At 70.1% G+C, this 25,013-nt stretch carries 19 protein-coding genes; 4 read left to right on the top strand and 15 right to left on the bottom strand.

Annotated elements, in window-relative coordinates:
- Positions 1 to 5 precede the first annotated feature (5 nt).
- Positions 6 to 857: a Sir2 family NAD-dependent protein deacetylase gene (locus tag N2M23_RS07505; protein ID WP_265444465.1), complete on the bottom strand. Its 852-nt coding sequence runs from the start codon at positions 855 to 857 to the stop codon at positions 6 to 8.
- 48 nt (positions 858 to 905) lie between these two features.
- Positions 906 to 1,565 (bottom strand): GOLPH3/VPS74 family protein, encoded by a 660-nt coding sequence (locus N2M23_RS07510; protein WP_265444467.1) that lies wholly within the window; start codon positions 1,563 to 1,565, stop codon positions 906 to 908.
- 121 nt (positions 1,566 to 1,686) lie between these two features.
- On the opposite strand from N2M23_RS07510, the gene N2M23_RS07515 reads away from it, so the two are divergent.
- The gene (locus tag N2M23_RS07515) at positions 1,687 to 2,607 is read left to right on the top strand and encodes a LysR family transcriptional regulator (RefSeq protein ID WP_265444469.1); all 921 of its coding nucleotides are present in this window, start codon (positions 1,687 to 1,689) and stop codon (positions 2,605 to 2,607) included.
- 35 nt (positions 2,608 to 2,642) lie between these two features.
- Here the strand turns inward: N2M23_RS07515 and N2M23_RS07520 are convergent, their stop codons facing one another.
- The 7 genes from N2M23_RS07520 to holA form a co-directional block, all read right to left on the bottom strand.
- Positions 2,643 to 3,593: a cytochrome c oxidase assembly protein gene (locus tag N2M23_RS07520; RefSeq protein ID WP_265444471.1), complete on the bottom strand. Its 951-nt coding sequence runs from the start codon at positions 3,591 to 3,593 to the stop codon at positions 2,643 to 2,645.
- 62 nt (positions 3,594 to 3,655) lie between these two features.
- The gene (locus tag N2M23_RS07525; protein WP_265444472.1) at positions 3,656 to 6,100 is read right to left on the bottom strand and encodes a ComEC/Rec2 family competence protein; all 2,445 of its coding nucleotides are present in this window, start codon (positions 6,098 to 6,100) and stop codon (positions 3,656 to 3,658) included.
- 6 nt (positions 6,101 to 6,106) lie between these two features.
- Positions 6,107 to 7,135: a ComEA family DNA-binding protein gene (locus N2M23_RS07530; protein WP_265444473.1), complete on the bottom strand. Its 1,029-nt coding sequence runs from the start codon at positions 7,133 to 7,135 to the stop codon at positions 6,107 to 6,109.
- A 99-nt stretch (positions 7,136 to 7,234) separates the two neighbouring features.
- On the bottom strand, positions 7,235 to 8,131 hold the full coding sequence (locus N2M23_RS07535; RefSeq protein ID WP_265444475.1) for a DegV family protein: 897 nt from the start codon (positions 8,129 to 8,131) through the stop codon (positions 7,235 to 7,237).
- Between the two features lie 29 nt (positions 8,132 to 8,160).
- Positions 8,161 to 11,025, bottom strand: a complete 2,865-nt coding sequence (gene leuS, locus N2M23_RS07540) for a leucine--tRNA ligase (RefSeq protein ID WP_265444477.1) — start codon at positions 11,023 to 11,025, stop codon at positions 8,161 to 8,163.
- A 128-nt stretch (positions 11,026 to 11,153) separates the two neighbouring features.
- Entirely contained in the window at positions 11,154 to 11,414 is a 261-nt protein-coding gene (rpsT, locus tag N2M23_RS07545; protein ID WP_171154439.1) for a 30S ribosomal protein S20, read from the bottom strand.
- 204 nt (positions 11,415 to 11,618) lie between these two features.
- Entirely contained in the window at positions 11,619 to 12,575 is a 957-nt protein-coding gene (gene holA / locus N2M23_RS07550) for a DNA polymerase III subunit delta (protein WP_265444479.1), read from the bottom strand.
- Positions 12,576 to 12,617: 42 nt separating this feature from the next.
- On the opposite strand from holA, the gene purU reads away from it, so the two are divergent.
- Complete coding sequence (gene purU, locus N2M23_RS07555) at positions 12,618 to 13,472, top strand: formyltetrahydrofolate deformylase (RefSeq protein WP_265444481.1); 855 nt, start codon at positions 12,618 to 12,620, stop codon at positions 13,470 to 13,472.
- Positions 13,473 to 13,694: 222 nt separating this feature from the next.
- On the opposite strand, the gene N2M23_RS07560 is transcribed toward purU, so the two are convergent.
- The 4 genes from N2M23_RS07560 to hflX form a co-directional block, all read right to left on the bottom strand.
- Positions 13,695 to 14,327 (bottom strand): phosphatase PAP2 family protein, encoded by a 633-nt coding sequence (locus tag N2M23_RS07560; RefSeq protein WP_265444483.1) that lies wholly within the window; start codon positions 14,325 to 14,327, stop codon positions 13,695 to 13,697.
- Between the two features lie 2 nt (positions 14,328 to 14,329).
- Positions 14,330 to 16,630, bottom strand: a complete 2,301-nt coding sequence (locus N2M23_RS07565) for an ATP-dependent DNA helicase (RefSeq protein ID WP_265444484.1) — start codon at positions 16,628 to 16,630, stop codon at positions 14,330 to 14,332.
- A 68-nt stretch (positions 16,631 to 16,698) separates the two neighbouring features.
- Positions 16,699 to 19,365, bottom strand: coding sequence for an MGH1-like glycoside hydrolase domain-containing protein (locus N2M23_RS07570; protein ID WP_265444485.1), 2,667 nt, complete (start codon positions 19,363 to 19,365; stop codon positions 16,699 to 16,701).
- 50 nt (positions 19,366 to 19,415) lie between these two features.
- On the bottom strand, positions 19,416 to 20,906 hold the full coding sequence (hflX, locus tag N2M23_RS07575) for a GTPase HflX (protein WP_482792388.1): 1,491 nt from the start codon (positions 20,904 to 20,906) through the stop codon (positions 19,416 to 19,418).
- Between the two features lie 405 nt (positions 20,907 to 21,311).
- On the opposite strand from hflX, the gene N2M23_RS07580 reads away from it, so the two are divergent.
- Both N2M23_RS07580 and N2M23_RS07585 read left to right on the top strand, forming a co-directional pair.
- On the top strand, positions 21,312 to 22,238 hold the full coding sequence (locus tag N2M23_RS07580; protein ID WP_265444488.1) for a hypothetical protein: 927 nt from the start codon (positions 21,312 to 21,314) through the stop codon (positions 22,236 to 22,238).
- A gap of 295 nt (positions 22,239 to 22,533) precedes the next feature.
- The gene (locus N2M23_RS07585; protein ID WP_265444490.1) at positions 22,534 to 23,160 is read left to right on the top strand and encodes a class I SAM-dependent methyltransferase; all 627 of its coding nucleotides are present in this window, start codon (positions 22,534 to 22,536) and stop codon (positions 23,158 to 23,160) included.
- 27 nt (positions 23,161 to 23,187) lie between these two features.
- Here the strand turns inward: N2M23_RS07585 and dapF are convergent, their stop codons facing one another.
- Together dapF and miaA are read right to left on the bottom strand one after the other, a co-directional pair.
- Entirely contained in the window at positions 23,188 to 24,051 is an 864-nt protein-coding gene (dapF, locus tag N2M23_RS07590; protein ID WP_265444492.1) for a diaminopimelate epimerase, read from the bottom strand.
- A gap of 45 nt (positions 24,052 to 24,096) precedes the next feature.
- Positions 24,097 to 25,008, bottom strand: a complete 912-nt coding sequence (gene miaA, locus N2M23_RS07595; protein ID WP_265444495.1) for a tRNA (adenosine(37)-N6)-dimethylallyltransferase MiaA — start codon at positions 25,006 to 25,008, stop codon at positions 24,097 to 24,099.
- Between the last annotated feature and the right edge of the window lie 5 nt (positions 25,009 to 25,013).

Here is a 25,013-nt window from a genome sequence, read left to right on the forward strand (position 1 = left end):
GACGATTAGGCCTGGTCGGCAGGCGTGCGGGTGACGTCGCGCGCGAGCCGGGTGAGCGTGGCGCCGAGCGGGGCATCCAGCCGGATGCTCACCTCGTCGTCGGTCGCACGCGTCCAGCCGTGGGTCACGATCGCAACAGGTATGCCGAGCCGAGCCGCTCGCCGGACGAATCGGTAACCGGACATGACGGCGAGCGACGAGCCGAGCACGAGCAACGAAGACGCCTGCTCGACATACGAAAAGCATTGTTCGACAAGGTCTTTGGCGACCGACTCGCCAAACATCACCACGTCCGGTTTGAGCAGGTCCGACCCGCAGACGATGCAGTGGACGATGTGGAATCGGCTGATCAGCTCGTCGGCGATCGCGACATCGCCGTCCGGCCGCAACGGACCCTCGGCGGAGCGGTCGAAGTCCGGATTGGCCAGCGTCAGCCACTCGTCGACGGTCTCCCGCCGGTAGCGCTCCCCGCACTGCATGCAGACGACATGGGTGAGGCTGCCGTGCAGCTCGGCGACCCGGTCGGCGCCGGCGCCCTGGTGTAGCCCGTCGACGTTCTGGGTGATGATCGGCCCGATTGCCCCGGCGCGTTGCAGCCGAGCGACCGCGTAGTGGCCGGAGTTGGGACGGGCCGCGGCAAACCGCGGCCAGCCGACATACGACCTGGCCCAATAGCGCTGCCGGGCAACGGGATCGGCGAGCAACTCCTGCGCCGTCATCGGCTGGAATCGCCGCTCCCCGTCCGGACCGCGGTAGTCAGGGATGCCGGACTCGGTCGACAGGCCGGCCCCGGTGAGGGCGACGACATCACCCGCGCGGAGCAGGTCGCGCAGCGCATCCGGATCGGTGGTCACCACGCGCTCAAGCTCTCACACCGCTGCCCGAAGCGGCGCCTCGCCCTGCCGTCAGTTGTTCACCGCGGTCGTGGTCGCCACCGTCGAGACGATGACCGCGGCCAGCACTGCGTCCTGCGCGCTCTTGATCGCCGCTGCCGCGGCGCCCGCGGCCCAGTCCTGCTCACCGACCGCCTTGGCACGCTTCTTGAGCTCGCGACCCGAGACCCCGAAGCGGTCGGCGTCGTAGACCTTGGTGACGGCGTCGGCTGCGGCGAGCAGCGCCACCAGCGATCCACTGTGCAGGTCCGGCCGCGCGGTGCCGTCGAGCACCCGGCCGCCGGCGTTCAGCAGGGTGTCGCGGGTCGCGCCGTCCAGCACGGGATGCTTGGTCGACTGCAGGAAACCGCCGTCGTCCCTGCGCACCGCCCCGTAGGCGACCAGGCGCTCATAGACCCGGTCGGTCATCCCTTTGGCGAGTTTCGGCAACACCTTCTCCGGCTTCTTGCCAACGCCCTCGGCGAAGACCGCGAGCGCATGGTCCAGGAGCGGGTCGCCGCCCGGGCGCTCGTCGAGCACGACCAGCCGGCCGTCCTTGATCGCCACCCGCTGATACGCGGCCAGCTCGGTCAGCACGGCGCCGGCGAGCGCCAGATCGAGCTGCGAGCCACCGGCCAGGCGCTTGCCCTCGGGACTGGTCGCGACGAGCAGGACTTCGCAGCAGATCAGCATGCTCCGACCGTATGACGAGAGCCTCCGGCATACATCAGCCTCAAGTCGGAGCCGCAGCCAACTTCGATTAGCGATCGACCGCAACTGGCGATTATCAATAACATCGGGTTATTCTGGTCACATGATTGATGCGGCAGGACTGCGGGTGATCAAGGCGATCCACGACGAGGGCAGTTTCACGGCCGCCGCTGCGTCGCTCGGCTACTCGCAGCCGGCGATCTCGCAGATGGTGCGCCGGCTCGAGGAGCGCACCGGCACGGTGCTGGTCGAGCGGCTCGGCCGCAATGTCCGGCTGACCGAGGCCGGGTCCGTGCTCGCCCGTCACGCCGTCCCCGTGCTGTCCGCGCTGGACGCGGCGGAGTCGGAGGTTGCCGCCATCGCCGGGCTGCGTGCGGGGCGGGTGCGGCTGATGGCGTTTCCGTCGTCGTCGTCCACTCTCGTGCCCCGGGCACTGGCACTGGTCAAGGAGCGCTTCCCCGACGTGCACGTCAGCTTCACCGAGGCCGAGCCGCCGGAGTCGCTCGCCGCGTTGCGCTCCGGTGAATGCGACGTCGCGGTGGCATTCGCCTACGAGGGCACCGATCTGGCCCGCGGCGAGGAGGACCTGGACGCGTTCGTGACGCGCAAGCTGCTCGACGACGAGGTGCGGCTCGCCGTCCCCGTCGACCACGAGCTGGCGAAGTCGAAGAAGGTCAAGCTGGCCGACCTTGCCCAGGAACCATGGATCGCGGGCTGTCCGCGCTGCCGGGGCCACCTGTTGTCGCTGGCCGGCCGCGCCGGGTTCACCCCCGACGTCGCGTTCGAGACCGAGGACTACGTCGCGGTGATGGGCCTGGTCGCCGAGGGTCTCGGCGTCTCGCTGATCCCGGACCTCATCCGCCGCTCGGCAAGCAACCCGGGCATCAAGACGCTGCCGATCGATCCGGCATCGCGACGCGCGGTGTATGCCGTCACCACCCCCGACCTGCAGCGGGTGCCGGCCGTCGCGGCCACCCTCGATGCGTTGTGCGAGGCCGCGCAGTCCAAGAACGTCTGTTCCTAACGCCGCACACCATCCTCGGGTATGCCGTGGCCGGCTCAGCGCCGGAAGCGCTCCGCCATGCGCGGGTCGTTGACCCACCACGGTTCGTCGCCCGCCCCCTCCTGCGCTTCGCTCGCCTGGCGGGTCTGCTCCTGCTCGTCCAGCCGGGCATCGACCTCACGGGTTTCCTCCGCGTCCGATCGAAGCCACTCCATGAAGACCGCACCCAGCACCGGCACGCCGATGAGTTCGGTGGCAAGCAGCAGCGACCCACCGGCGAACCGCTGGTCCTGCATTGCCGATAGGCCGTTGCGGGCGCTGGCCGCAGCAGATGCGAACCCGGGGAAGTCCGGCATCAGCAGGTAACTGCGGGTGAAGACGACGATGCCGGGCACCGCGTCGATCAGGCCGTCGAAGAAGGCCAGCATGATGCGGACCGGTGGGGTGGCCCAGCGCGGCAGCAACTCGTCAACGAGCAGAGGCACCCCGAATGCGACGCCGATCGTGACCAGATGGACGAGCAGGACCGCCTCGACGACCTCGGATCGGGTGGCTGCCACGCCATACCCGGTGAAGAAGACGAGCATGATGCCGCTGATGTCGAGCACGGCCGAGACCGCCGGATGCAGAATCGTTTTCGCGACCCGGCTGCGCAGTCCACGGTGCAGCCAGGTCTGGTCGTGGCCGGCCGCCGCGGTGAACAGCCGCATCGGGTCGCCCAACGCGATCCCCACCGGCACGATCGTGCCGACCAGCACCACCTGCACCGCGAACATGAACATGAACGTCGTGCGGTAGGCGCCGACCGGCCCGCAGGTGGCGTAGACCAGCACACCGATGCCGATGGTCAAGAAGAGCGCGATCCGCGACCAGGGCCAGCGCACCCCGCGCCGACGGGCCCGGACGACCAGCGCGAAGTAGCCCGTGGTGAGCGCGACGGCGAGCAGCACACCGCCCGTCGACCAGGTCCACTCGGTGAGCAGTCGGGTGGCGCTGAGAGGAGGCACGCGCGGGATGATCCCGTGCCTGCCTAAGAATCAGCTATGCGTCGTATGCGCAAATGCGCACTTCAGGGTCGAGCGACCGACGGTGTGCCGCCACGCGCGACGATCGCTATCGCTCCCCCACGGTCGGTGCGAAACGCCGTGGAGTTGCTGTCCCGCAGCAGATCGAGCGTCCGCGGTGCCGGGTGTCCGTAGTCGTTGCCCGCGCCGACGCTGATCACCGCGATCGGCGCGTGCACCGCGCGCTCCAACTCCGGATCCTGGTTGGCCGAGCCATGGTGCGGCACCTTCAGCACATCAACCGGCTCCGCATCGGCTTCGGCGCGCAACTGACGCAGCACCGCCGCACCCGCCTCCTTCTCGATGTCACCGGTGAGCAGCAGGCGCAAGCCTCGCGATCGGACGTCGAGCACCACACTGGCGTTGTTCTGCACAGACCCGGCCCGGATCACCCGGGACGGGCCGAGCACCCGGGCAGCCAGGCCGGGGTAGTGCAACTGCACGCCAGTCTGCAGTGGCCGGGCGACGAGGCCATGCCTGCGCAGCGCCGACTCGACCAGCGGCTCGTCGCTTGGTTCGTCGGTGGGTTCGCCGTCCGGCTTCGCATCGCGGCTCCCGGCGGGCGAACCGGTGGAATGCACTGGTGTCGAATAGATTTCGCGCACGTCACGTCCCCGGAACACCCCGTCGATGCCGCCCACATGGTCGGCGTGGAAATGGGTCAGCACCAACGCGTCGACCACCCGGACCCCGAGCTGATCCAGGCACTCGGCGATCGGGGCCGGCTCGGGACCCGTGTCGACCACGACCGCGTGACCAGGGCTCGTAGCGAGCACTCCGCCATCACCCTGACCCACATCGCACGCCACGTAGACCCAGCCGGCGGGTGGCCAGCCGAACACCGGCACCGGCGCCGAGGCGGCCGCAGCGACCAGCGCGCCGGCCGCGGCGAGATAGGGCCGAAACCAGAGCACCCGCAGCAGCCACACGCCTCCGACGAGGAGCACCAGGGTGAGACCGGCAAGCAGCAGGGCACCCGCGGCGCCGTCCGGCCAGGGCAGGACACCGAGCGGCACGCGCGCGCAGGCGTGCGCGATCCAGGCGATCCCCCACGTCGGCAGCGCGGCGAGCCACGCCGGGACGTACGCGAGCGGGGTGCTGATCGGCGCGGCCAAGACGGTGATGATCCCGGCAAGTGTCGCCGGTGCGACCAGCGGCGCGGCCAGCACGTTGGCGGGGACGCCGATCAGGCTGACCGACCCCTGCAGCAGCACGATCACGGGGGCGCACATGGCCTGGGCGGCCATCGGGATCGCGATGGCCTCCGCGAGCGGCGCGAGCCGGCGCGGGAGGAACCGGGCGATCCGATCCGCCCAGGGGCGGGCGAAGAAGAGCAGCCCGGCGGTTGCCAACGAGGACAGCGCGAAGCCGTATGACGCAGCCAGCCACGGGTCGTAGACCAGCAGCACCAACACCGCGGCCGCGAGCGCCGGAGCTCCCGCCGTACGCCGTGCCGCCGAGATGCCGATCAGCCCGACCACGCCCATGGCGCCGGCGCGGACCACGGAGGGTTCGGGGCGGCACAGCAGCACGAAGAGCAGCAGAGCCCCACCGGCGAACACCAGGCGACGGCGGCCTGCGATGCGCAACCACCCGGCCACCCACATCGCGGCGAGCAGGACCATGGTGACGTTGCTGCCGGAGACCGCGTTGAGGTGGGTCATGCCGGTCGCGCGCATATCATCGTTGAGCTCCTGCGGCAGCCGGGAGGTGTCACCGATGACCAGTGCCGGCACCAGCCCGCGAGGATCGCCCGGCAACGGCTCGGTGGCGGCACGCAGGTCGGCGCGTAACGCCTCGATGCCCGCCAGCAGTGGGCCGGCGCCGGAGACCACTCGGGGCGGTCCGCGCGGGATGATGACGGCCTCCACGTCGTCGCCCGGCTCAGCCGCTTGCAACCTGCCCGAGAAGGCGACGCGTTCGCGCCAGTGCAGCGGCAGCCAGCGGTCGTCACCGATCACCAGCACCGGGGTGCGGGGTGTGCTGCGCTGTCCGCGCCCAATGACTTCGCGCACCGAAATCTTCGTGATGACAAGGGATTTGCCGAAGGTGTGGGCAGCGGCGACGGGGCGTGGATCGGTGTCGATCACGGCCTCCACGCGCACTGTCGCTCGTTGCGCGGCCAGCGTGCGCACCGGGCCGGCCTGTCGAGTCAGCAGGTGTCCTGCGGTCCCGCAGAGCACCAGGGCGGCCGCCGCGCAGGACAACGCCGCGGTGGTGCGGCCTCGGGTTTGGCCGGTGCTGGCCCGCCGCAGCAGCAGGATCGCAGTCAGCAGGGCAACGCCGGCCGCGACGGCCACCCAGATCGCAGGCAGGCGCAGCGCGACCAGGACCGCGAGCCAGCCGGCTGCGGCGGGGACGAGCAGCCGCAGATCGAGCCGCGCGGGCGCCCCACTTCGGCCTGGACTGTCGGGCAGCACCCGGTCCAGCACCGACCGAAGCAGCCTCATCGCCGATCAGCCGACCCGGACGAGCGGCGTCAGCTGCGCCAGCAGCTTGTCGCCGATCCCGCTGACCTCGCCGAGCTCTTCGACACTGGTGAAGCGGCCGTTGTCCGTGCGCCATTGCACGATGCGTTGCGCCAACACCGGACCGACACCGGGCAGCGTGTCGAGAGCAGCCAGGTCGGCGGTGTTGAGGTCCACGATCGCCGGTGCCGACGCCGCGCCGGGCGCGCCGCCTGCCGCTCCGGCACCCGTGCCGCCCGAGCCGCCTCCGGTCACCGGTGGCGGCGTGACCTGCTCCCCCGGCTTCGGGACCTGGATCTGCTCGCCGTCGCTCACCTGCCGTGCCAGGTTGATCGCCGCCAGGTCGGCGCCCGGCAGCGCCCCACCGGCCGCTTCGACCGCATCCTGCACCCGCGACCCGGCACGCACCTGCACGACACCCGGGCGCCGCACCTGACCGACGACCTGCACCACCAGCACCGACGCCGCACTGGACGCCTGCGGCCCGGGCGATGCCGCGAAGCCGGCGGCTCCCGGCTCGGTCGACCGGCTCGCCCGTCCGGAGGCGCTGGCCGACGCCGGCGGCGCGGCCGACCCGGTGGCGGTCACCGGTCGTGGCGTTGCTGCCGTCCGGGCCAGCAGCACCCGGCCGCCGAACACCAGCGCGGCGATCGCCACCAGCACCACGGCACCGATGACCGCGAGTCGGCTCGGCGCCACCTGGGCACCGAGCAACGGCTCAGGCGGGCGCAGCAACGGTCGGCGCGGATGCAGCTCCTCGGACGCCCCGCGCGCCGCATGTCGCGCACCTCTCGCCTCGACCCGGGTCTCATCCGGTGTCCCGGCATCCTCCGCGGCGGTGGGGCGCCGAGCCGTGGCTGCGACGCGCCGAGGCAGCTGTGCCACCCGCGACCGTGGCTGGTCGATCACGTCCTGCTCGGCGGGCACCCAGCCCGGGGCGCGCCGGACTGCCTCGAGCTCCTCCAGCACGGCCGTCAGCCGGTCGGGCACCGGTTCGTCGTTCCGCTGTCGCGCCATACCCGGAAAGCTAGACGCGGCAGGTGAGTTCGCGCCGACCGAGAGGCGCGTGCTGTGGACGACCGGCGCGACCGGCGAGGGATGTGGACGGCGTGGGTGTCAGACCGAGGCGCCGACGATGCGACGGCGACCGGTGAAGCGTGGCGTCACCGCGACCGCGAGGGTGCCGGGGCCGACGTGCGCGCCGACCGCGGCGCCGAGCTCGACCAGCAGCACCCGCCGTGCGTCGGTGAGTCGTTCGGCGAGTCGTTCGGTCAGTGTCTCGGCGCGCTCGCGCGCGTCCAGGTGGTGCACCGCGACGTCCACCCCGTCGACGTCCGGCTGCTCGGCGAGGTCTTCGACGGTCTTCGCGGCCAGCTCGGTCAGCCGGGAGAGCGCCTTGGCCGTCGTGCGCACCCGCTCCAGGGGCTCGATGTGGCCGTCGCGCACGGTGAGCAGGGGTTTGATCGCCAGCGCCGAACCCATCAGCGCCGACGCCCGCCCGATGCGCCCGCCGCGGCGCAAGTGCTCGAGGGTGTCGACGTAGAACACCGTCTCCGACGCCGTTGTATGGCGCCGCGCGGTCTCTGCAACAGACTCCGCAGGATCACCGACCGCCGCAGACTCCGCCGCCGCTATCACCCCGAAACCCATTGCCATGCCGATGGTTCCGCTGTCGACGACGGTCACCGGGATCCGTGAGTCACGCGCGGCGAGCTGCGCCGACGACAGGGTCGCGGACATCTGCGACGACACGTGCACGGAGACGATCGCGTCGTGTCCGGCTTCGGCGAGTTCGGCGTAAAGCTCGGTGAAGACCGCGGGCGACGGACGGGAGGTCGACACCGGCACGAACTCGCGCAGCGCGTGCGCCACCTCGCCGGCGCTGACGTCGCGACCCTCGAGCCGGGTCTCGCCGCCGATCGCGATGCGCATCGGCACGACGTGCAGTCCGTGGCCGACCGCGATCTCGGCCGGCAGATACGCCGTGGAGTCCGTGACCACCGCGACCTTCATCTCGTCGCCTCCTCGGGTTTCGCCCTGGCTCAGCCTGCCACGATGTTGACCAGCTTGGGCGCTCGGACGATCACCTTGCGGATCTGCTTGCCGTCCAACGCGTTCAACACCTTCTCGCTCTCGCGGGCCATGGCCTCCAGGTCGGCCTCGGAGATGCTGACCGGCACCTCGAGCCGGTCGCGCACCTTGCCCTGCACCTGCACCACGCAGGTCACCGTGTCGTCCACCAGCAGCGACTCGTCGGCGGCCGGGAACGCCTCGTAGGTCAGCGTTTCCGGGTGTCCGAGCCGCGACCACAGCTCCTCGGCGATGTGCGGTGCGACCGGTGCGGTCATCAGCACCAGCGCCTCGACCGCCTCGCGCGGCGGCGCCAGCTCCTTGGTGATCGCGTTGTTCAGCTCGATCAGCTTGGCGATCGCGGTGTTGAACTGCAACGCCTCGTAGTCGCGGCCGACACCGTCGATCGTCTTGGCCAGCAGGCGTTTCAGGTCCTCGCCCGGTGCCTCGTCGACGACCCGCAGGTCGCCGCTCTCCTCGTCGACCACGTTGCGCCACAGCCGCTGCAGGAAGCGCTGCGAGCCGACGACCGCGCGGGTCTCCCAGGGGCGGGAGATGTCCAGCGGGCCCATCGACATCTCGAAGACCCGGAAGGTGTCGGCGCCGTACTCGGCGGACATTTCGTCAGGCGTGACAACGTTTTTCAGCGACTTGCCCATCTTCCCGTATTCACGGGTGACCGGCTGGCCCTGCCAGGTGAAGGTCAGGTCCTTGCCCTGGCCGTGCTCGACCACCTCGGCCGCCGGCACCGGCTGGCCGCGGTGGTCGCGGAAGGCGTAGGCCTGCACGTAGCCGTGGATGAACAACCGGCGGAAAGGCTCCTGCGACGTCACTTCGCCGAGGTCGAAGAGCACCTTGTGCCAGAACCGCGCGTAGAGCAGGTGCAGCACCGCGTGCTCGGGGCCGCCGACGTAGAGGTCGACGCCGCCCGGGTCGTTCGCGACACCCGCACCGGCACCGCGGCCAGGGCCCATCCAGTATTCCTCGCAGCCCCGGTCGACGAAGCGCTCGGTGTTGGCCGGGTCGGTGTAACGCAGCTCGTACCAACAGGATCCGGCCCAGTTGGGCATCGTGTCGGTCTCCCGGCGGTACTTCTTGGGGCCGTCGCCCAGGTCGAGCTCGACCTCGACCCATTCGGTCGCCCGGGACAGCGGCGACTCCGGCTCGGAGTCGGCGTCGTCGGGTTCGTAGGTCTTCGGCGAGTAGTCCGCGACGTCGGGTAGCTCGACCGGCAGCATCGACTCCGGGAGCGCGTGCGCGACGCCGGCCTCGTCATACACGACCGGGAAGGGCTCGCCCCAGTAGCGCTGCCGGCTGAACAGCCAGTCGCGCAGCTTGTAGGTGACCGTGCCGCGGCCGACCCCCTCGCGCTCGAGGAAGTCGATGACGATCTCCTTGGCCTGCTCAACCTCCTTGCCGGACAACGAGATCCGGTCGTTGTCGGAGTTGATCATGGCGCCCTGGCCCAGGTAGGGCTGGTCCTCGTCGTGACCCTCGCTCGGCTGCACGGTGCGGACGTAGGGCAGGTCGTACTTCTTGGCGAAGTCCCAGTCGCGGGCGTCCTCGGCGGGCACCGCCATGACGGCGCCGGTGCCGTAACCCATCAGCACGTAGTCCGCGATGAAGACCGGGATCGGTTGCCCTGTCACCGGATTGGTCGCGAACGAGCCGGTGAAGACACCCGTCTTGGCCTTGGCGTCCTCGGTCTGCCGCTCCAGCTCGGACTTGCGCGAGGTCGCGGTGCGGTATGACGAGACCGCCTCCGCCGGCGTGGCCGCGCCGCCGGTCCACGCATCCTGGGTGCCGTCGGGCCACGAGTCCGGGGTCAGCTGCCCGACCAGCGGGTGCTCCGGCGCTAGCACCATGAACGTCGTGCCGAAGATGGTGTCGGGACGGGTGGTGAACACCTCGATCGGGTCGGCGACCCCGTCGACCGCGAAGCGGATCGAGGCGCCGTGCGAACGGCCGATCCAGTTGCGCTGCATGACCTTGATCGACTCGGTCCAGTCGACCCGGTCCAGGTCGTCCAGCAGCCGGTCGGCGTAGGCGGTGATGCGCATCATCCACTGCGACAGGTTGCGCTGGAAGACCGGCATGTCGCCGCGCTCGGTGAGGCCCTCGCTGGTGACCTCTTCGTTGGCGACCACGGTGCCAAGGCCCGGCGCCCAGTTGACCGGCACTTCCTTCTTGTAGGCGAGGCGGCGGCCGTCGATCTCGGCGCGTTGCTCGTCGGCGGACAGCTGCGCCCACGGGCGGCCGTCCGCGGTCGCGACGTCGCCGGTCTCGAAGGCGGCGACCAGGTCCTCGATCGGGCGTGCCTTGCCGGCCGCCTCGTCATACCAGGCGCCCCAGATCTTGGTGAAGATCCACTGGGTCCACTTGTAGAAGCCGGGGTCGATGGTCGCGACCTTGCGGCGCGGGTCGTGCGAGAGCCCCAGCATGCGCACCTGCCGGGTGAACGTCGCGATGTTGTCCTCGGTGGTCTTGCGCGGGTGCTGCCCGGTCTTGACGGCATACTGCTCGGCCGGCAGCCCGAACGCGTCGAAGCCCTGGGTGTAGAGGACGTTCTTGCCGGTCATCCGCTGATAGCGCGCGTAGACGTCGGTGGCGATGAATGGCAGCGGGTGCCCGACGTGCAGGCCGTCACCGCTGGGGTAGGGGAACATATCCTGCACCATGAACTTCGGCCGGTCGCCGACGGCGGCCGAATCGGCCCACGGCCCGGTCGGATTCGGCGCGCAGAAGGTGCCCCGCTCCTCCCAGCGGTCCTGCCAGGCACGCTCGATCTCGCCGGCCAGTGCCGGGGTGTAGCGGTGCGCGGGGCTCTCGTCGTTCATCGTTGGTTCCTCGTCATCGATGCGGTGCCGTCGGGTCTGCCCAGCCACGTATGACGATGCCCGGTCCCCCTGGTCTGGAAACCAGCGGGGACCGGGCCAAAGTCATGCGTGAGCGTTGAAGGCTCGCGTCAGAGCGAGTTGACCGCCTTGGCCAGGGCCGACTTCTTGTTGGCGGCCTGGTTCTTGTGGATCACGCCCTTGCTGACGGCCTTGTCCAGCTTCTTGGACGCGGCGGCGAGCAGCTCGGTCGCCTTGTCCTTGTCGCCGGCGTCGACGGCCTCGCGGGTCTTGCGGATCCACGTGCGCAGCTCCGACTTGTAGGCCCGGTTGCGCTCAGTGCGGATCGCGTTGGTCTTGATCCGCTTCATCTGCGACTTGATGTTTGCCACTGTTGTTAAAACCTTCTTGGTCGATCGGAATCTGTCATGAGGGTGACAGACGCGGCAACGGATGGGGCGTGGGGACACCCGGGCGATGTGCCGCGCTGGTTGGTGCTGTCGTGCGCGCACGACCAGAGCGCGCACGCAAGTGTTTAAGGTACCAGCGGCGCGGGATCGCGCCCAAATCGGGCGCGGACGCTACCCCTGCCGGCGCTACCCCTGCCGCTCCGCAGCGATGGTCAGCACGACCCGCTCGACCGCGTAGACCGGGTCGCGGCCGCCGCCCTTGACGTCGAAGTCGGCCGCAGCGACCGCCTGGATGGCCCGGCCGAGCCGGTCGCCGTCCCAGCCCTTGGCGTCGCGGCGCGCCCGGTCGACCTGCCACGGCGCCATCCCGAGCTCCTTGGCGAGGGCCGCCGACGAGCCGCGCCCGGCCGTCGCGACCCGGGCGATCTGGCGCAGCTGGCTGGCCAGCACCGCGACGATCGGCACCGGGTCGAGGCCGGAGGCCAGCGCGTGGCGCAGCAGGCGGAGCGCCTCGGGGGCATTGCCGCCGACCGCCGCGTCGGCCACCCGGAAGCCGGTCGCGTCGACCTTGCCACCGTGATAGCGCTCCACCACCTCGGCGGTGATCACGCCTTCGGTGTCGTCGATCAGCTGCCGGCAGGCCGACGCCAGCTCGCGCAGGTCCTTGCCGACTGCCTCCAGCAGCGCGCGGACGGCGTCCGGCTCGATCTTGCGCCGGCCGACCCGGAACTCGTTGGTCACGAACGCCGACTTGTCCCGGTCACTCTTGATCGCGGGTGCGTCGATCACCCGTGCGCCGGCCTTCTTCATCGCGTCGAGCGCCTTCTTGCCGCGCGCGCCGCCCTTGTGCTGCACGATCAGCGTCGCGTCGACCAGCCCGGCGGCAGCGACGTCGACCACATCGGCGATGAGCTCCTCGCGAGCCTCGTCCAGGTCGCGGACCAGCACGATCTTGCTGCCGCCGAACAGGCTCGGGCTGGCATGCAGCTGCAGCTCCCCCGCCTCGTATGACGCAGCGTCCAGCCTGATCAGCTCCGCCTGCGGGTCGGCCGCGCGCAGCGCGTCGATCGCGCTCGCGGCGGCCCGCTCGGCGAGCACCTGCTCCGGACCCGCGATCAGCACCAGCGAAGGGACGTCCGTCATACTGCCACCTTGCCATCTGCCGCCGACAGCTGAGGAACGAGAGTGCCCGAGCAAGACCAGTCCTTCGTCTTCACCGCGCAGTGCGCCGATGGGCCGGGCATCGTGCAGGCGATCAGCTCGGTGTTCGTCGAGCACGGCGCGAACATCGACGAGAGCCAGCAGTTCGGCGACCCACTGACCGGGCAGTTTTTCCTCCGGGCCCGGGTGCACGGCGCGATGGGCGAGGACGCACTGCGGGCCTCGCTCGGGCCGGTCGCCGAACGCTTCGCGATGACGTGGGGGCTCTGGCCGGCCGGGCAGCGGATGAAGGCGCTGGTGATGGTGTCCAAACTCGGTCACTGCCTGAACGACCTGCTCTATCGGCAGCAGGTCGGCGCGCTGCCGCTCGACATCACGGCGGTCGGCTCCAACCACCTGGACTTCCAGAAGCTGGTGTCGTCGCACGACATTCCGTTCCACCACATCCCAGTGACCGCATCCAACAAGCCGGCCGCCGAGGGGCGGCTGCTGGAGTTGGTCGAGGCGACCGGCGCGGAGGTCGTCGTCCTCGCCCGCTACATGCAGGTGCTGTCCGACGATCTGTGCGCGCAGCTCGCCGGGCGCGCGATCAACATCCACCACTCGTTCCTGCCGAGTTTCAAGGGGGCGCGGCCCTATCACCAGGCCCACCAGCGCGGGGTCAAGCTGATCGGCGCCACCGCCCACTATGTGACCGCAGAGCTCGACGAGGGCCCGATCATCGAGCAGGACGTGGCGCGCATCGACCACGGCTACTCCCCCGAGGCGATGGTCGTCGCCGGCCGGGACGTCGAGGCGCAGGTGCTGGCGCGTGCGGTCACCTGGCACGCCGAGCACCGGGTCTTTCCCAACGGCAGCAGCACGGTCGTGCTGCGCTGAGCGGACTCGTCCGCGGCCGCCGGACTTACTCGTCCACGGTTGTCGGACTTACTCGTCCGCGGTTGTCGGACTTGTCCAGTGGGTGCCCACTTGTCACGTCAGTGGGGGACTTGTCACGTGAATGGGGACTTGTCACGTGGTCTACCACGTGACAAGTCCCCCTTGAGCGTGACTAGTGCCTTGTGGCGTGACTAGTGCCCGTATGACGTGACGAGTCGCCGGTCAGCGCGGCGCCCGGCGGCTGAGCGAGCGATCCAGCAGGCCTCCGACGAGCAGCATGACGCCCGCGGGCAGCAGCGCACCGACCGTGACGTCGCCGAGATAGTGCGCGCCGACGACCATTCGGCTGACGCCGTAGACGACGACCAGCACCACGCCGAGCAACAGTGCCGGTATGACGCAGCGACCGCTTCGGTGCACCGCGTAGACCAGTGCACCCGCGAATGCCGCTGCCAACGCTGTGTGTCCGCTCGGCATGCTGGCGTTGTCGGTGATCGGCACGAGCGCGTGCACCACGTCTGCCGGAGGGCGGGGTCGCTGATAGATCGCCTTCGCGACGGTCACGCTGATCCGGCCGACGAGGAAGACGAGTGCGGTGGCGAGGGCGGCCGGGATGCCGACTCTGCGCCATACGACGACGAGGAGGGCGAGCACGGGCAGGTAGGCGAGCGGGCCCGCGCCGTAGTGGGCGATGAACCTGCTCGGTTCGGCCAGCCAGGGCGGCCGGTGGTGCGACCACCAGATGTCGAGGCGGAGCTCGCCGGTGTGCGACGCGCCGCGGTGCGTCAGATAGGCACCGAGCAGCACGGCGATCACCACCAGGGCGAGACCCGCGGCCTCAGAACGGCGAATCATGCTCAGCCCAGGCCGAGTTGGGCCATCCGGGACTGCACGTCCGGCAGTGGGCGGTCGAGGTGGTCGGCGAGCTCCCCCGGGTCCAGACCTAGCTCAGCGCCGTCGCGCAGCTCCTCGTCGTCCTCCTCGGACCAGCCTTCGGCGGGCGGGGCGGGCGGGGCGGCCGGCACGGCGTCCCGGTCGTCCGGCGGCACGGACCGGTCAGCCGGCGGCACGGGCACCTCATCCACGACCGGCGCGAGGTCGTCGTGCTCGGGGTCGGGGGTCGGCGCCATCTCTCCGGGATCGTCGGCCGCGACCACCGCGTCCGTCTCGACCCCCGGCTCGGCCGCTGGCTGTTGCGGCGCCGAATCCGGTTGTCCACCAACGGCTCCCGCGGTCTCGTCCAGCCGTTTCAGTGCCTTGAGGACCAACGCCCGATCGGTGGTCGGCCAGAACGGCGGCAGCGACTTCTGCAGGAATCCGGCATAGCGCGCGGTGATCATCCGGGTGTCGAGGAAGGCCACTACGCCGCGGTCGGAGCTGCGCCGGATCAGCCGGCCGGCACCCTGCGCCAGCCGGAGCGCGGCGTGCGTGGCGGAGACGGCCATGAAGCCGTTGCCGCCACGTCGGGCGATCTCCTGCGACCGGGCCGACGCGAGCGGGTCGTCCGGCCGCGGGAATGGAATGCGGTCGATGATCACCAGCTGGCAGGCCACGCCAGGCACGTCGACGCCCTGCCACAGCGTCATCGTGCCGAACAGGCAGGTGCGCGCATCGGCGGCGAACTGCCCCACAAGAGTGCGGATCTGGTCGTCACCCTGGCAGAGCACCGGGAAGTCGTCGCCCAGCCGGACCCGCATCTCCTCTGCCGCGGCGCGAGCACCACGGGTGGAGGAGAACAACCCGAGCGTGCGCCCGCCGGCGGCACGGATCAGCGTCTCGATCTCGTCCATGGCGGCGGTGGACAGTCCGTCGCGACCGGGCGGCGGAAGCTGTGAGGCGACATACGCGATCGCCTGGCGCGGGTAATCGAAGGGCGACCCGACGTCGAGCCCGGTCCAGCGTGGGCCGCCTTCGCCGCGCAGCCCGAGCGTCCCAGCGACCGAGTCGAAGGACCCACCGAGCTCCAGGGTCGCCGAAGTCATCACGACCGTGCGATCACCAAAAACCTTGTCCCGCAACAACATTGCCACGCTCATCGGCGCCACCCGGAGCACCGTGCCACGGCGCGGGTCTTTCGCGACCCAGGTCACGTCGAGCTCGCGGCCCTCCAGGACCCGGTCGGCATTGTCGAAGATCTCATCGACCGCGGCACGGGCGACCTGTCGGCTCGCGTCGTTGTCGGCGGGCGAAGCGGGCTTGAGCTCGCTCTGCACCGAGCGTGCCGCGTCGCGCACCCGCGCCAGCGCCAGCCCCAGATTGTCCGGTATGCCAAGCAGGCGTCCCTCCTGCAGGCCGTCGAGCAACTCCTGCATCAGCTCGCCCGCCTCACGCATGGCCGACGCGTCCGCCATACGCCCGCAGCGACGGGCCGCGGTCGAGACCATGCCGCCGGTGAGTTCGTCGGTGATGGTGGAGGTGACGCGGTCGACGAGTTCGTGTGCCTCGTCGACCACGAGAAGATCGTGCTCGGGCAGCATTTGCCGCCCCTCGAAGGAGTCGATCGCCATGAAGCTGTGGTTGGTGACCACCACGTCGACTTCCTTGGCTGCCGCGCGGGACCGCTCCACGAAGCACTCGGTCACCATCGGGCACTTGGAGCCGAGGCACTCCTCCGCCGACACCGACACCTGCCGCCAGGCCCGCTCACTCACGCCCGGCACGAGCTCGTCGCGCTCGCCGGTGTTGGTCTCCTGCGCCCATTCGCGCAGTCGGACGACCTCTTCCCCGATGCGGCCGGCGGCACGGTCCACCTCGCCGACCTCGAGGAGGGCGTCCTCCTCATCCGGGTATCCACCCTCGATCTTGTGCAGGCACAGGTAGTTTCGTCGCCCCTTGACCAGCCCGAACGTCGGGCGACGGCCGAGCAACGGCTCGACGGCGTCGGCGATCCGGGGCAGGTCATTGTCGACGATCTGGGCCTGCAGGGCGAGGGTCGCGGTCGCCACGATGGCCGGCTGCCGGGTCTCGACGGCGTGCTTGATCGCGGGCACCAGATAGGCAAGCGACTTGCCGGTGCCGGTGCCGGCCTGCACGAGCAGGTGAGCACCGTCTCGCGCCGCCTGGTCCACCGCCCTGGCCATCTGCTGCTGCCCGGGGCGCTCGGTGCCACCGACTCCCCCGACGGCGGCACGCATCAGGTCGTCGAGGTCCGCAGGCATTGGTCCAGGGTATGCCGTCAAGGCCACCGACTCGCGCAGGCGCCGCGGGCGGTGTGGATCCAGCCACTTCAGCCCGGCGTCTGTGCCGTCCCGGTGCAGATCAGTTGCGCCACCAGGGCCGTCCAGCCGGTCTGGTGGGTGGCGCCGAGGCCGGCGCCGTCGTCGCCGTCGAAGTACTCGCTGAAGGTCACGTGCTGGTCCCAGAGCGGCCCGCTCGGATACCAGCGCGGGGTGCCGGGGCGGCGGCCGTCCGGCCCGGGCCGGAAGAGGTCGATCAGCCGGTTCGCGAGATCGTCGGCGCCCTGCATCAGAGTGCGGTCGGTGGCGGCCCCGTCGACATCGGCGATTCGTTCGTCGGGGTATGCCTCGGCATACGTCTGGAGGGCATCCAGCAGCAGGAAGTTGACCGGCCACCAGACCGGCCCGCGCCAGTTGGAGTTGCCGCCGAAGAGCGGACTGTCCGACTCGGCCGGCGTGTAGCGCAACGTCAGCTCCTCGCCGCCGAGGTCGACCCTCAGCGCGTCGCGGTATTGCGCGGACAGTGATCGGATCCCATGAGGCGACAGGAACTCCGAGTCGTCGAACATCCTTGCCAGCAAACGCTTTCGGCGGTCGGCAGTGACGAGAGCCATCGTGATCCGTTGATCGTCGTGGGTCTGGTGATGGTCGAAGACCGATGCGAGCCCGGTCTCTCGGCGCTCCATCCACTGCACCTCACCCACCAGTCTTGGCAGTTGCGCGGCGAGCAGCGGGTGCACGGACTCGACCGCGATCAGCGGCAGCAAGCCGACGAGCGACCGCACCGGCAGCCGCTCGCCGCTGCCATCCGGCCGGACGATCGCGTCGTAATAGAACCCGTCGCCTTCGTCCCAGAGCGAAATCCCTTGGGAACCAAAGGTGTCCATCGCCTGCGCGAGGCGCAGGAAGTAGTCGAAGAAGGTGCGCGCGGTCGCTCCCCAGGCCGGCATCTCGCGCGCGAGCTCGACGGCGATCCGCAGCATCGACAACGAGTAGAAGGCCATCCAGCTGGTGGCGTCCGACTGCTCGAGTCGCAGCCCGTCGGGCAGTGGCTTGGACCGGTCGAACAGCCCGATGTTGTCCATCCCGAGGAAGCCGCCCTCGAAGAGGTAGGAACCGTCGGCGTCCTTGCGGTTGATCCACCACGAGAAGTTCAGCAGCAGCTTGCCGAAGACCCTGATCAGAAACTCCCGATCCTGGTCTCCTGCAAGCGAATACACCAGCCAGGTCGCCCACGCGTGCACCGGCGGGTTGACGTCGTCGAAGTTCCATTCGTATGCCGGAAGCTGGCCGTTCGGATGTTGCGCCCACTCAGCGACCATCAGCTCGAGCTGGTCCTTGGCGAAGGCCGGGTCGATCAATGCGAGCGGAACGGTGTGGAAGGCCAGATCCCAGGACGCGAACCACGGGTACTCCCACTCGTCCGGCATCGAGATGACGTCGGCGAGGTCGAGATGCCGCCAGCTGACGTTGCGGGCACCGGGCTCGGTCCGCTCCTTCGGCGGCTGCGGTCCCGCCGGGTCGCCCTCGAGCCACAACTCGACCGGATAACGGAAAAGCTGCTTGCCCCAGAGCAATCCGGCAAATGCTCGGCGCGCGATGTGCGCGTCGTCCCCACTCGCCTGCTGGGGTATGACAGCGGCGTAGAAGTCGTCCGCGTCCTGCTTTCTCGCCTGCAGCACCTCGTCGAAGTCGGCGAACCCGCCGGCCGACGCCTGCTCGAACGGCGCACCTGCGTCCTCGCCGCTCGCCGCGGTCGCCGAGAGCCGCAGCCGGACGGTGCGGCTGCCGCCCGGCTCGATCTGGTCGTAGTGCCACCAGAAGCCGACCTTGGTGCCGGAGTCAGCACGCACCTGGGCTTCGTCGCCGTGCACCACAGCCCGGCCGATGCCGCCCTTCGGGCAGTCGGACCGGCCTGCGCTCCCATAGAGGGCTTGGTCGTCGGTTTCGTTGTCGCAGAAGATAATCCGCGGGTCGCCCTCGGCCTCCAGCCGGTAGGTCCCGAGCCACGCGTGCTGCAGCTCGATGTGACCGTCGGCCCGTCGCATCGTCGGAGTGCGGTCGTCGCGACCCCATGCCCAGGTGTTGCGGAACCACGCCTGCGGCACCAGGTCGAAGGCAGCCGGCTCAGGCCCCTGGTTGGTGACCGTCACCTGCATGAGCACGTCGGTGGGGCTTGCCTTGGCGTAGTCGACCTCGACATCGAAGAACCGGTTGTCGTCCAGGACCCCGGTGTCGGTGAGCTCGTACTCCGGCTGCGACCGATCGCGGGCCGCGTTGCCCGCGACCAGTTCGTCATACGGAAAGGCGGCCTGCGGGTAGCGGTAGAGCCAGCTGCCGAAGGAGTGCGTCGGGGTGGCGTCGGTCGGCCACCAGACCTCTTTGACGTCCTCGCCGTGGTTGCCCTGGCCGTTGGTCAGGCCGAACAGCCGCTCCTTCAGGCGATCGTCGTGGCCGTTCCAGACCGCGACGCCGAGGTTGAGGAAGCCGAATCGGTCGGTGAGACCGGCGAGGCCGTCCTCACCGAAGCGGTAGGCGCGCAGGTGCGAGTGATCGAACGGGAAGTAGTCCCAGGCGTTTCCGTCGGCGGAGTAGTCCTCCCGCACCGTGCCCCACTGTCGCCCGGAGACGTAGGGACCCCACAGCCGCCACGCGGCATCGGCTTGCGGCGATTCGGCGAGACGGGCGTGTTCGGCGGTCGGCGGTGTCGTCGTCACGAGTCGAAGACTGCCACGTCACGCTGGGCGTGGGGGTGTCGCGGCTCCCGTCATACCGAAAAGGCCGCGAGCTCCCCTTGCAGCACCGGGGTGACCTTGGCGTGCACGTGCGTGCCGTCGGCGGTGTGCTCGGTGGCGAGCACCTCGCCCTCCTCGTGCAGCCGGGAGAGCAGGTCGCCGCGCTGGTAGGGCAGCAACAGCTCGACCCGGATGTCGGGGCGGGGCAACTCGTCGTCGATGAGCTGCTGCAGCTCCTCGAATCCGGCTCCGGTGCGGGCGGATACGGCGATCGCGTGCTTCTCGGCGCGCAGGATCCGGTCAATCACGTGCGGGTCGGCGAGGTCGGCCTTGTTGACGACCACGACCTCCTTGACCTGGTCGGCGCCGACGTCGGCGAGCACCTCGCGCACCGCGGTGATCTGCGACTCCGGGTCGGGATGCGAACCGTCGACCACGTGCAGCACGAGGTCGGCGTCACCGACCTCCTCCAGCGTGGAGCGGAATGCCTCGACCAGCTGGTGCGGCAGCTCGCGGACGAAACCGACCGTGTCGACCAGCGTGTAACCGCGACCGTCGCGGGTCTCGGCCCGGCGTACGGTCGGATCGAGGGTGGCGAACAATTGGTTCTGCACCAGCACGCCGGCACCGGTGAGCCGGTTGAGGATCGAGGACTTGCCGGCGTTGGTGTAGCCGGCGATCGCGACCGACGGGACGTGACCCGCGCGGCGAGAGTGCCGCTTGGTGTCGCGCATGGTCTTCATCCCGGACAGTTCGCGGCGCAACTTGGCGATTCGGGTGTTGATCCGTCGGCGGTCCAGCTCGATCTTGGTCTCACCGGGGCCGCGCGAGCCCATGCCCTGGCCGCCGGCGGCCTGGCCACCGGCCTGGCGGGACATCGACTCACCCCAGCCGCGCAGCCGCGGCAGCAGGTATTGCAGCTGGGCCAGCTCGACCTGCGCCTTGCCCTCCTTGGACTTGGCGTGCTGGGCGAAGATGTCGAGGATCAGCGCGGTGCGGTCGATGACCTTGACCTTGACCACGTCCTCAAGACCGCGGCGCTGGCTCGGCGTGAGCTCGGTGTCGGCGATGACGGTGTCGGCACCCTCGGCGATCACAATGTCGCGCAGCTCGGCGGCCTTGCCCGAGCCCATCCAGGTGCCGGGGTCCGGCTTGAGACGGCGCTGCAGCACGCCGGCGAGCACGGTCGAGCCGGCGGTCTCGGCGAGCGCGGAGAGCTCGCGCAGCGAGTGCTCGGCCTCCTCCGCGGTGCCTTCGCCCCACACGCCGGCGAGCACAACACGCTCCAGGCGCAGCTGGCGGTATTCGACCTCGGTGACGTCCTCGAGCTCAGTGGACAGACCGGCGACGCGGCGCAGCGCGGCGCGGTCTTCCCGGTCGAACTGGTCGCCGTCGGTGCTCCCCTCGATGAGGAAGCCGTCGTTGTCGTAGCGGGGGTCGACGTCCGCGTCCGCGGCCAGCGCCTCGGCGCGGCCGTCCAGCAGATCGGATCGACGCATGTCTTGGGTGTTTCGTGCTGTCATGTTCTCCATATCGTCTCAGGTGTCAACGCCGCAAGCGAGCGAGTTAATCCGCCGCCCGCGCTCAGCGCCAGCGTGCGCCGGGCGTGCCGGGCACGCCACCGCACAGCCGCGCGTGCCGGGCCCGCCGGACGCGCCCCTGCGCGCGCCGGGCCTGCCACCGCACAGCCCGGCCCCTGCGCAGCCGCCAAACTCACCGAATAGGTGGGCGGCGCGCCGCAAACGAGCGCTCCGTCGGTGTGTCGCGCACCTATTCGGTGAGTTTCGCTGGTCTGGCACCTATTCGGTGAGTTTCGCTGGTCGCGCAGCAACTCCGCGGCGTCCACATCCCTCCCCGCGGCACGGCGCCATCCACCGATCGGGGATTCGCGGGTGTGCCAACGCGTCGGCGCCGAGCAGATTTCACCCATGAACCTCCCCTTCGACCTCACCGAGCCGTTCACCGTCGCACAGGCCGCGCAGGCAGGCATCACCCGCAACATGCTGACCGGAGCCCGTTATCGGCGCCTGTTTCCTGGCGTGTATGTCGCGGGCGACGCGCCGGTCTCGCTGCCGTCCTTGACCGGCGCTGCCCTGCTGGCCGCCGACTGCGCCGAGTTCGTCAGCCATCAGACGGCCGCCAAGCTGCTCGGCGCCGCGGTTGCGGACAGCGCCGTCATACATCTTGGGACGACGGCCAAGCATCAGTCGATCGTGCCGGGCGTGCACGTGCACCGCTTCTCCACCCGTCCCAACCTCACCACGGCGGCGGGCCTTGCGGTCACCGCGCCGGCGCACACCTTCGTCGACCTGGCTCGGGTGCTCGACCTCGTCGACGCGGTCGCACTCGGCGACAGCCTCGTCCACCGCGGGCTCACGACTCCGAGCCAGCTCACATTGCTGGCGCGGGCGCGGCAGGGCCCGGGCGCGCGAGCGGTGCGCACGGCCGCGTCATACGTCCGGGTCGGTGCCCAATCGCCACGCGAGAGTCGGCTGCGGATGCTGCCCGTGCTCGCCGGTCTGCCCGAACCCGAGCTTCAGATCGAGGTGATCGACCGCTCCGGGCGACGGCGGTTCTTGGACATGGGATACCGAAAGTGGCGGGTGGGGATCGAGTATGACGGGCGACACCACGTCGAACGCGCCGAGCAGTGGGAAGCCGACATCCTGCGTCGCGAGGATGTCGAATCCGAGTCCTGGCACCTCATTTCCGTCACCGGTCGGCAGCTCGATGCACAGCCTGGCCAGGTCCTGAGCCGCATCGTCACCGCGGTCCAACGAGCGGGTATGACGGTGCCGCCTCTGCGCGATACATGGCGCGTGTGCTTCCCCGGCTACCAGAGCCTCATCGCATGACCCGCACGAGTTCGCTCTGGCGGCGCGGGCGCCGGGCTGACCCGAGCGCGCCCCCGCCTGCCTCAGAGCCCGACGCCAAACCCGCAAAACTCGCCGATAAGGTGCCCGACGCCAAACCCGCGAAACTCGCCGATAAGGTGCCCGACGCGCCGTACCTGCGGCTGCGCACGGCGCGTCGCGCACCTTTTCGGTGACTTTCGGGCCTTCGGGCGTTCGGGCGTTCGGGCTTTCGCGGTGACTCTCGGGCTTTCGGGCTTTCGCACGCCCCACGGCGCGGCGATACCGTTGCGCTCCGATGAGCGATCACTACTTCACCGCGCAGCCGGCAAGCGCGGACGAACGCCGCACGATCAACGTGCCGCTTGCCGGTCGCACCCGCGCCATCCAGGTGGCGCCGGGCATCTTCTCCCCCGATCGGATCGACCAGGGCACGAGCGTGCTGCTGCAACACGCTCCCCCGCCGCCCGCCTCCGGCACCTTCCTCGACCTCGGCTGCGGGTGGGGCCCCATCGCACTGACGCTCGGTCTGCTGTCGCCTGACGCGCAGGTGTGGGGTGTCGACGTCAACGAACGCGCGCTCGACCTACTCACCCACAACGCGACCGCCCTCGGCCTGGCGGGCGTGCACGCCGCCACCGCCGACCAGGTGCCGGCCGACCAGCGGTTCGACCTGATCTGGTCCAACCCGCCGATCCGGGTTGGCAAGCAGGTGCTGCACGACCTGCTCACCGCCTGGTTGCCCCGACTCACCGACGACGGCGTCGCCTACCTGGTGGTGCAGCGCAACCTGGGGTCGGATTCGCTGCAGAAATGGCTGAGCGAAAACGGTTACCCGACAACCCGATTCACGAGCGTGAAGGGCTTCCGCATCCTGCGGGTCACGCCGGTCCGGCCGGAGGACGCCAACGGCACCAGAGGCTGACGCGATGATGCGGAACGAATCCACGCATCAGGCCGGGAGCGTGACTTCTCCTTCGGCGATCACGTGCGCCGGCCCGGAGAGCGCCACCCGGTCACCGGCGATGTGTACGCCGAGAGTCCCGCCAGGCACGTCGACCCGCCAGTCGAGCTGGTCGGCGGGCTGACCGGCCCACCACCAGGTCGCGAGCGCGGCGGCCGCCGCGCCGGTGCCGCAGCTCTGAGTCTCACCGACACCGCGCTCGTGCACCCGCATGCTGATGTGGCCCGGGTCGAGCGCGCGGACGAACTCCACGTTGGTGCCGTGCTCAGGATGCGGATCGACGTGTGGCGCGTGCGTGAGGTCCAGCGCGCCCAGGTCGATGCCGGGCGGCAGCGCAACCACCGTGTGGGGGTTGCCGAGCTCGAGGCTGAGCGCGGGCAGCGGGTCCTCGGATCCGACGACCTGCACGACACCGTCCATACCCCGCTCGGCGGCATCAGCCGGCCGCGCCAGCCGCCACGGCCCTAGATCGGTGGCGAAGCCGTCGCCGACCGGGCTGATCCGCTTGACACCGGCCCGCGTCGCGATCGAGAACTCCGGGGTGTCGACCAGGCCGTGATCGACCAGGTAGCGCGCGAACACCCTGGTGCCGTTGCCGCACATTTCGGCGATCGAGCCGTCGTGATTGCGATAGTCCATGAACCAGCGCGCGTCACCGGCGCTGCGCCGAATCTCATCGGGTGCGTGCTCCACCGGCACCACCCTGATCACACCGTCCCCGCCGATGCCGGCGCGCCGGTCGGCGAGGAAGGTCACGTCGCGGGCATCAAGCTCGAGGGCACCGTCGAGCGCGGGCACGAGCACGAAGTCGTTCAGCGTGCCCTCCCCCTTGGCAAAGGCGATGGTCGTCACGCCGACATTCAACGGCATGGCGTATGCCGCGGCAAACCCGTCCTGTCAGGCGACCCGTTCGATCGCTGCGAGCGCCTGGTCGAGCAGGTCCGGCGCGTCATACGGCAACCAGGTGATGCGCGGGTCGGATCCGAACCACGCTTGTTGCCGTCGAGCGAACTTCCTTGTCACCGTTGCTGTTTCGGCCTTCGCTTCGTCTTCGGTGAGCGCACCGTCAAGCTGTCGCAATGCCTGTGCGTAGCCGATCGCCCGGCTCGCGGTGCGGCCCTCGCGCAGACCCGCGCGATCCAGCCGCTGCACCTCCTTGAGCAGCCCGGAGGACCACATCCGGTCGATCCGGCGCACGATCCGTTGGTCGAGGTCCGGCCGCTCGATGGTCAGGCCGAGCATGACTGTGGGAGCAACGAATTCGCGCCGCGGCATGGTCGCCGAGAAGGGCCGCCCGGTGAGTTCGATGACCTCCAGCGCCCGCACGATGCGGCGTCCGTTGCTGGTCAGGATGTTGGCGGCGGCTTCCGGATCGCGAGCGGTGAGCTCCGCGTGCAGGCGGTCCGGCCCGACCTGCGCCAGCCGCATTTCCCACCGGGCTCGCACAGCCGCGTCGGTCGGCGGAATCTGCAGATCGTCCAACGCCGCCCGCACATACAGCCCGCTGCCGCCGACAAGCATCGGCACCCGGCCGCGAGCCCGGATCGCGGTGATCGCCTCCCGCGCCCGCTCCTGGTATGCCGCAACGCTCGCCTCGGCGCGCACGTCGAGGATGTCAAGCAGGTGGTGCGGCACACCACCCCACTCCTCCGGGGGCAGCTTCGCGGTGCCGATGTCCATCCCCCGGTAGAACTGCGACGCGTCGGCATTGACGATCTCAGCGCCGAGCCGCTGGGCGAGAGCCACCCCGAGGTCGGACTTGCCGGTCGCGGTCGGGCCGACGACGGCGATGATCGGCAATTGGCTCACGCCCC

The sequence above is a fragment of the Flexivirga meconopsidis genome, from assembly GCF_026162425.1.
GTDB classification, from domain to species: domain Bacteria; phylum Actinomycetota; class Actinomycetes; order Actinomycetales; family Dermatophilaceae; genus Flexivirga; species Flexivirga meconopsidis.

What these genes read in the sequence shown, in the direction of transcription:
- N2M23_RS07510 (WP_265444467.1), bottom strand. Translation starts at nt 1,565, where the DNA reads ATGCTGATCTGCTGCGAAGTCCTGCTCGTCGCGACCAGTCCCGAGGGC.
- N2M23_RS07515 (WP_265444469.1), top strand. Translation starts at nt 1,687, where the DNA reads ATGATTGATGCGGCAGGACTGCGGGTGATCAAGGCGATCCACGACGAG.
- N2M23_RS07525 (WP_265444472.1), bottom strand. Translation starts at nt 6,100, where the DNA reads ATGAGGCTGCTTCGGTCGGTGCTGGACCGGGTGCTGCCCGACAGTCCA.
- N2M23_RS07530 (WP_265444473.1), bottom strand. Translation starts at nt 7,135, where the DNA reads ATGGCGCGACAGCGGAACGACGAACCGGTGCCCGACCGGCTGACGGCC.
- N2M23_RS07535 (WP_265444475.1), bottom strand. Translation starts at nt 8,131, where the DNA reads ATGAAGGTCGCGGTGGTCACGGACTCCACGGCGTATCTGCCGGCCGAG.
- leuS (WP_265444477.1), bottom strand. Translation starts at nt 11,025, where the DNA reads ATGAACGACGAGAGCCCCGCGCACCGCTACACCCCGGCACTGGCCGGC.
- holA (WP_265444479.1), bottom strand. Translation starts at nt 12,575, where the DNA reads ATGACGGACGTCCCTTCGCTGGTGCTGATCGCGGGTCCGGAGCAGGTG.
- N2M23_RS07560 (WP_265444483.1), bottom strand. Translation starts at nt 14,327, where the DNA reads ATGATTCGCCGTTCTGAGGCCGCGGGTCTCGCCCTGGTGGTGATCGCC.
- N2M23_RS07565 (WP_265444484.1), bottom strand. Translation starts at nt 16,630, where the DNA reads ATGCCTGCGGACCTCGACGACCTGATGCGTGCCGCCGTCGGGGGAGTC.
- hflX (WP_482792388.1), bottom strand. Translation starts at nt 20,906, where the DNA reads ATGACAGCACGAAACACCCAAGACATGCGTCGATCCGATCTGCTGGAC.
- N2M23_RS07580 (WP_265444488.1), top strand. Translation starts at nt 21,312, where the DNA reads ATGAACCTCCCCTTCGACCTCACCGAGCCGTTCACCGTCGCACAGGCC.
- N2M23_RS07585 (WP_265444490.1), top strand. Translation starts at nt 22,534, where the DNA reads ATGAGCGATCACTACTTCACCGCGCAGCCGGCAAGCGCGGACGAACGC.